At 67.4% G+C, this 6,089-nt stretch carries 8 protein-coding genes; 2 read left to right on the forward strand and 6 right to left on the reverse strand.

Annotated elements, in window-relative coordinates; translation table 11 throughout:
• A partial coding sequence (locus tag HG543_RS26575; RefSeq protein ID WP_169347668.1) for a WGR domain-containing protein occupies positions 1-236 on the reverse strand: 236 nt, incomplete at its 3' end.
• A gap of 64 nt (positions 237-300) precedes the next feature.
• Positions 301-1,296: an NAD-dependent epimerase/dehydratase family protein gene (locus tag HG543_RS26580; protein WP_169347669.1), complete on the reverse strand. Its 996-nt coding sequence runs from the start codon at positions 1,294-1,296 to the stop codon at positions 301-303.
• Positions 1,297-1,628: 332 nt separating this feature from the next.
• On the opposite strand from HG543_RS26580, the gene HG543_RS26585 reads away from it, so the two are divergent.
• On the forward strand, positions 1,629-2,501 hold the full coding sequence (locus HG543_RS26585; RefSeq protein ID WP_169347670.1) for an HTD2 family dehydratase: 873 nt from the start codon (positions 1,629-1,631) through the stop codon (positions 2,499-2,501).
• Between the two features lie 3 nt (positions 2,502-2,504).
• Here the strand turns inward: HG543_RS26585 and HG543_RS26590 are convergent, their stop codons facing one another.
• Positions 2,505-3,290: a Gabija anti-defense Gad2 family protein gene (locus HG543_RS26590; protein ID WP_169347671.1), complete on the reverse strand. Its 786-nt coding sequence runs from the start codon at positions 3,288-3,290 to the stop codon at positions 2,505-2,507.
• A 110-nt stretch (positions 3,291-3,400) separates the two neighbouring features.
• Here HG543_RS26590 and HG543_RS26595 point away from each other — a divergent pair, with 110 nt between their 5' ends.
• Complete coding sequence (locus HG543_RS26595; RefSeq protein ID WP_169347672.1) at positions 3,401-4,426, forward strand: nucleotidyltransferase domain-containing protein; 1,026 nt, start codon at positions 3,401-3,403, stop codon at positions 4,424-4,426.
• A 63-nt stretch (positions 4,427-4,489) separates the two neighbouring features.
• On the opposite strand, the gene HG543_RS26600 is transcribed toward HG543_RS26595, so the two are convergent.
• From HG543_RS26600 to HG543_RS26610, 3 genes are read right to left on the reverse strand one after another with little or no spacing between them, the layout of a single operon-like run.
• A complete protein-coding gene (locus HG543_RS26600; RefSeq protein ID WP_169347673.1) occupies positions 4,490-5,101 on the reverse strand; it encodes a DNA-3-methyladenine glycosylase I in 612 nt (203 codons plus the stop codon).
• Positions 5,102-5,125: 24 nt separating this feature from the next.
• Positions 5,126-5,413, reverse strand: a complete 288-nt coding sequence (locus HG543_RS26605) for a YciI family protein (protein WP_169347674.1) — start codon at positions 5,411-5,413, stop codon at positions 5,126-5,128.
• Positions 5,414-5,415: 2 nt separating this feature from the next.
• Positions 5,416-6,000 carry a TetR/AcrR family transcriptional regulator gene (locus HG543_RS26610; RefSeq protein ID WP_169347675.1) on the reverse strand — a complete coding sequence of 195 codons (585 nt, stop codon included), beginning with the start codon at positions 5,998-6,000 and terminating at the stop codon, positions 5,416-5,418.
• Between the last annotated feature and the right edge of the window lie 89 nt (positions 6,001-6,089).

Here is a 6,089-nt window from a genome sequence, read left to right on the forward strand (position 1 = left end):
GGGGGCGGAGGCGCGGCGGCGGCGTCACCAGCGGTCACCTCGCGGTAGCCCTCGCGCAGCTTCTCCGCGACCTTCTTCTCGTACTCGCGCCGGGCGGCGGCCTCGTCGGGGAAGGCCTTCTCCTTGCGCTGCCCCGAGGTGCCGATGCGGCCGAACGTGACGATGAAGGTGCTGCCCTTCAGCTCGGGCTCCCAGAACTTGGAGCTGGTGCCCTCGACGAACTCGAACCTGCGCATGGGCGCTTCCTCCTCGGTGCGGCGGCGCTGGCCCGCAGGCTAGCGCACGCGCGCGCTCCAGGTCTCACAGCGTTCGCGACGATTGAGCCTTGTACTCCAGCTTCATGTCGCGCAGGCCCTCCTCGCGCGTCATGCGGCCCTCATAGCCCAGCTCCTGGCGGGCCTTCTCGTCGCTCACCGTCACCTCCCGGCCCACCAGCAGCACCTCGGTGCGCGTGAGGGGCGGCCGGCCTCCCAGGCCGAAGGTGCCCCACAGCAGCTCGCTCACGGTGGCCAGGGCCGCGGCCACTCCGAAGGGCACCTCGCGCGTGCCGGGGTCCACGCCCTGCGTCGCGAGCATCGCGGTGATGAAGTCACGGAACACCACCGGCTCGCCGTCGGTAAGGAAGTACGCCTCGCCGCCCCTCCCCTTCTCCGCCGCGAGCAGCGCGCCCTCCACGCAGTTGGCCACGTGGCACGTGGAGGTGAGGTAGCGCCCGCCGCTGAACCAGCGGAAGCGCCCGGCCTTCACCGCGGCGATGAGCTCTGGCAGGAGCGACGTGTCCCCCGCGCCCCAGATGAAGCGCGGACGCACCGCCACGGTGGTGAAGTCCGGGGAGTTCACGCTCAGCACCCGCCGCTCCGCCTCGGCCTTCGTGGAGGCGTAGTTGCCGATGGGCCGCTCCGGCACGGGCCACGTCTCGTTGACGCGCACCAGCGGCGAGCCGTCCACCAGCACCGCCTCCGTGCTGATGTGCACCAGTCGCTTCACGCCCGCCGCGCGCGCCGCCTCCAGTACGTGCTCCGTGCCGCGCACGTTGGCCTCGTAGAACTCCGCGCGGGGTCCCCAGGCCTTCACGTTCGCCGCGGAGTGGAAGATGACGTCACAGCCCTCCATGCCCGGCTTCAGCCGGTCCGCGTCGGACAGGTCGCCCTCGAAGGACTCGGCGCCCGCCTTCGTCACCGCATCCATCGCCGAGGCAGAGCGCGCCAGGGCGCGCACCGAGTGCCCCTTCGCCTTCAGCGCCGCGATGAGGTTCCTGCCCACGAAGCCCGAACCGCCGGTGACGAACGCCCGCATGGACGACTCCCATGAGTTGAGGTCCGGCGCTCCTACCACCACCCGAGCCCGGCCGGATAGCCGGGTCAGTCGCCTGGAGCACCAGGAAGAGGCGGGGCTGGCCCTTCCGAGGTGCCCTCGGATAGGGCGTGGAACCTGGGGCAACCGAGCCAACGCGCTTCATGGAAGCCCGGTCGGACTCGGGCCGGCTTGGCGGAGGAAGGCCACTGCCGCCCTCTCTCGGACGTACCCCGTCCGCCACTCAACCGTCCTTCCCCAAGGACGTTGGAAGACAGCCAACCGCCGAATGGTGCATCGCACGACGCTACAGGCAGACGGCAGACTGACGTCACATGGAGCCTTCACATGACACCTCCCTTGACGCGCTGCGGGCCTGGATTGGCCGTAGCGAGACAGCGCGCGACCTGGTGGGTGCCACGCCGGTGAGAGCGCTCAACGCCACGCTCGACCACCCCGAGATGCTGGTGGAGACCGGAACGCCGCTACCGCCGCTGTGGCATTGGCTCTACTTCCTGCCACTGCACCGTCAGAGCGAGCTGGGCCCCGACGGTCACGCCCGGCGCGGCGGCTTCCTGCCTCCGGTGCCGCTGCCACGTCGGATGTGGGCCGGCAGCCAATTCGAGTTCCGCTCACCCGTGCGCGTCGGCGACGCGGTCGAGCGCACCTCGACCATCGCCGACGTGACGGAGAAGACGGGCCGCACCGGCCAGCTCGTGTTCGTGAAGGTGCGGCACGAGGTGCGCTGCAACGGCTCGGCGGACCCCTCCGTCGTGGAGTTCCACGACATCGTGTATCGGGAGGCCAGACGCCCCGACGAAGTCGAGCCGCCGCCCCGAGCCGCGGAGCGCACGGCGGCGTGGCGGAGAGACATCGTGCCGGACGACGTGCTGCTGTTCCGCTACTCGGCGCTCACCTTCAACAGCCACCGCATCCACTACGACCGCCGGTACGTCACCCAGGTCGAGGGCTATCCCGGCCTCGTCGTGCACGGGCCGCTCATCGCCACGCTGCTCCTGGACCTGATCCGCCGCAACGCGCCTGGAGCGGACGTCGCGACCTTCCAGTTCAAGGCCGTGCGCCCGACCTTCGACCTGCATCCGTTCCGCGTCAACGGCCAGCCCCAGGACGACGGTCGAACGCTGAAGCTATGGGCGAACGACCACGAAGGCTGGCTGACGATGGACGCGGTCGCGACGCTGCGCTGACCGTCACGAAGCGCCGTGCTCCCACTTGCGCCCGAGTGCCTCCAGGAACCAGGCGCCGGAGACGGTCTTCACGGTGCGCGGGTACGGCCAGTATCCCCGGCGCGCGTACTTGATGAGCCGGAAGGCCGTGCGGTGCGGCCGGGCCATCTTGACCACACGGACGCGGCCTTCCAGCAGGTCCGCCCAGGAGTGGGGCCCGGCGTGCAGGTGCCGGTGGTCCAGCGTGAACTGGCAGATGCTCAGGTCGGTGAAGGCAATCTGGTTGTGCAGCGGCACGCCCTCGCGGAAGAGGTCGGGGACGTGGACGACCTGGAGGACGTGGCCCTCCGTCGAGTGGAACTGGAGCACGTACATCTCACTGCCGTCCGGGAAGCGGCGCGAGCGCAGCAGTTCCTGCATCGTCACGGCCCGGGCCTCGGGACCGGAACATGCGGCATGTTCGTCGTGGCCGAGCATCCTCCCCGCCAGCCACTTCACGAGGCTGGTGGGAGACTTCCTGCGGCACGGCGTGTAGCCGGACTCCAGCATGCGGCGCGCGGTCCGCTCGAACGCGGCGACCGAGCCGCAGTACAGGTCGTAGTCCCCGTCATCGCGCGCGCCGCGCATCTCCCCGTTGAGCCACCGCACCACACGGCCCCCGAGCATCCACGTGTCCTCGGCGAGCAGGTGGGCATGAGGCATCTCGCCCAGTCCGAGGATGCGGCGCACCTCGGGGATGGGCACGGGCGCCCCCGACTCCATCAGTGCGCGCAGTTCCTTCTCCTCGGTGGGCGTGAAGCGTCGGGCCATGGGTGGGCCCCAGGATAGCGCAGGGGTGGATTGCCTCCGCTGTCCGCCCGGCCGAAACTCGCTTCCGGTGGCGCTCGGAGTCTTCCGCGCCCCAGGAGACGAGGACCCCCGTGGCGGATGAAGAGCTCTCGCTGGTCGGCATGACGGACGACATGCAGGTCAATGCCGTCCTCTATGGCTTCGTTGGCCTGTGCCAGATGGTCTTCCCGAGCCGGCTCCGGGCCATCTACCTGCTGGGGAGCCACGCGACGAGCGATGCCGTGACGGACAGCGACATCGACCTGGTGCTGGTCTTCAAGGAGCGCTTCCAGGAAGGAGAGCGGGAGCGCGCCGAGCGCCTCCGCCATTTCATCGGGCCGCTGGCGCGGTTCCCCCTGGACCTGAGCGCGGTGGAGGAGACGCGGCTGCTGGAGCACGGCGAGGTCAACCTGAAGCTGTCCTCCGTGCTGCTGGCGGGCGAGGACCTCCGCGAGCGAATCCCCCTGATGCCGATGGACCGGTGGTTGCGCTTCTGCATGCACCGGCCGTACATGTTCATCGAGCGCGCACGGGCCCGGGCCGAGGGCGAGCCGCTGCGGTATCCGCTCGGCTACCCGGACCCGCGCGGAGAGCTGTACGGCTACGACCACCGCGAGACGATGGACGCCCAGGGACAGCTGCACCGGGGCTTCAAGGAGCTCGTCACCCTCGCCTGCCGGCTGGCAACGGTGGAGGTGGCGCGCAAGGCCGGGAGGCACACGGCCTCCAAGCAGGACGCCATCGAGGCGCATCGCCAGCATGTGAATGACGCGTGGACCCCGCTGTTCGTGGACATCTATGAATGCCGCAAGCGCTGGGGCTACCGGGTGCCCGAGGCGCCCGCGGACCGCGAGCACCTGCGCGGGCTCTGCGCGCGGATGCTGGACGCGGAGAACCACTTCCTCGCCAGCTACAAGGACTACCTGCTGGCCGAGGTCCAGCGCGGTGAGCTGCCGGACCGGGTCCTCGCGGTCCAACGACTGGGGGACATCCTCTTCCCCGGTGACGAGGTGCCGGCCGCATTGAAGTCCTTGCAAGACGCGCCGGAGGAGGCGCTGCGCGAGGCCGCGCGGGAGTCGCTCCGCAAGCTCGAGCAATACGGAAACAACGCTCGTTGACGGGGCATCCGCCGCAGCTCCCCTCCCCACGCCGTCACGAGGTCACCCGACTGGCTCCCCCAATCAGCGACCTGGGCGCCTGAATGTCTCCCGCGCGCGCTCGACGTTGGCTCTCGTCACGCAGGCCTCGACATGATCGTTGATCAGTCCCATGGCTTGCATGAAGGAATACACCGTCGTCGGCCCGACGAACTGCCAGCCTTGCTTCTTGAGCTCCCGTGACAGGGCCTTCGATTGCGCCGAAGTGGAAGCAGTCTGGGGTTTCGGAAGTTGCGCGGCATCCGGTTCGAAACGCCAGAAGTAGGCGGCCAGTGAGCCTTCGCGCTCGACCAACTCCTGGGCCCGCCGGGCATTGTTGATGACAGCCTCGATCTTGCCTCGATGCCGGACGATTCCCGCGTCCTTGAGCAGGCGTTCGACGTCGCGGCCCGTGTAGCGCGCGACTCTGTTGAAGTCGAAGCCGTGGAAGGCGGCACGAAAGTTCTCGCGCTTGACCAGGATCGTGCGCCAGCTCAGGCCAGACTGGAATCCCTCCAGACATAGCTTCTCGAACAGGCGCCGATCGTCAGCTACCGGGAAGCCCCACTCCGTGTCGTGATACGCAAGAAACTCAGGCGCAGCCGCGCACCACCGGCATCTTGCCTTGCCGTCAGGCCCCAGTACGGTCGTATCCATTCTTCACTCTCACGCGAGCGTGGTTCACGGACGCAAGAAGGCCAGCCGCGCGTCCACCTTGGACGGTGTGATCTCGACGATCTCCGCGTGAACGACGTCTTCCCTCACGAATGGGTCTTCATTCACTCGGCTCTGGAGCTGCGCCAACGAGACGTTGTGCGCCAGAATCGCTCCGCCCTGATGGGGCTCGAGGCTTCCGGCCAGGAGAAAGACGCCATCATCGAAGCCGCGCTGGAGCCATGCCTGATGGTCGACCATGAACGTCTTGGCATTCCCTCGATTACCCGAGAACTTGAGCAGCACGGTGAACATATTCACCTCTTCTCCCTCAAGGCGGTTGTGCACGACTTCAGCCAGTCATCCATCTGCTGCACTTCCTGCCGGATGAACTTCTCATCGTTGAAGGCACTGGCCAGGGTAGCGACACCCTGACTGCGAGCGAGCAGGTGCATCGCGAGTTCGTCAGCATCTGCTTCACGGCCCAGCAGGGTGAACTGTCTGCGCAGCCAGGTCCGGAACAGTGTGAACAGCATGTTCGCATCGGCTTTCGAGGAGTGATTCAATTTGGAAAGCTCGGTGCACAGCGTACCCACAGGGCAGCCAAATCGTTTGATGTCCGCGCGGTTGGCTACCAACATGTGGATGAAGCTTCGGATGCGCTCCGCGGGGCCCTCGCCCTCGCTTTCCCATTTCGACAGCATTGCCCGCGTGCTGGCCAGACGCACGCCAATCACGGCAGTCAGAATCTCGTCCTTGGACTTGAAGTGGTAATAAAAATTGCCACGCGAGATCTGCACTGCGTTTGCGATATCCGCGAACGACGTGTGCTCGAACCCATGCTGGTAGAACAATCGGTCCGCGGCCTCGATGATCTGGTCGCGGGTGGATTTCTCGTTCATCGATAACTCTTCACCAGCGCAGGCAGGAAACCTTCCAACGGATACGAGCAGAGCCGCTAGGACGAGCGTCCTAGGGCCATCCGTAGGAC

This window comes from Pyxidicoccus fallax (assembly GCF_012933655.1).
Lineage (GTDB): Bacteria > Myxococcota > Myxococcia > Myxococcales > Myxococcaceae > Myxococcus > Myxococcus fallax.

What these genes read in the sequence shown, in the direction of transcription:
- HG543_RS26585 (WP_169347670.1), top strand. Translation starts at nt 1,629, where the DNA reads ATGGAGCCTTCACATGACACCTCCCTTGACGCGCTGCGGGCCTGGATT.
- HG543_RS26590 (WP_169347671.1), bottom strand. Translation starts at nt 3,290, where the DNA reads ATGGCCCGACGCTTCACGCCCACCGAGGAGAAGGAACTGCGCGCACTG.
- HG543_RS26605 (WP_169347674.1), bottom strand. Translation starts at nt 5,413, where the DNA reads ATGTTCACCGTGCTGCTCAAGTTCTCGGGTAATCGAGGGAATGCCAAG.
- HG543_RS26610 (WP_169347675.1), bottom strand. Translation starts at nt 6,000, where the DNA reads ATGAACGAGAAATCCACCCGCGACCAGATCATCGAGGCCGCGGACCGA.
- HG543_RS26580 (WP_169347669.1), bottom strand. Translation starts at nt 1,296, where the DNA reads ATGCGGGCGTTCGTCACCGGCGGTTCGGGCTTCGTGGGCAGGAACCTC.
- HG543_RS26600 (WP_169347673.1), bottom strand. Translation starts at nt 5,101, where the DNA reads ATGGATACGACCGTACTGGGGCCTGACGGCAAGGCAAGATGCCGGTGG.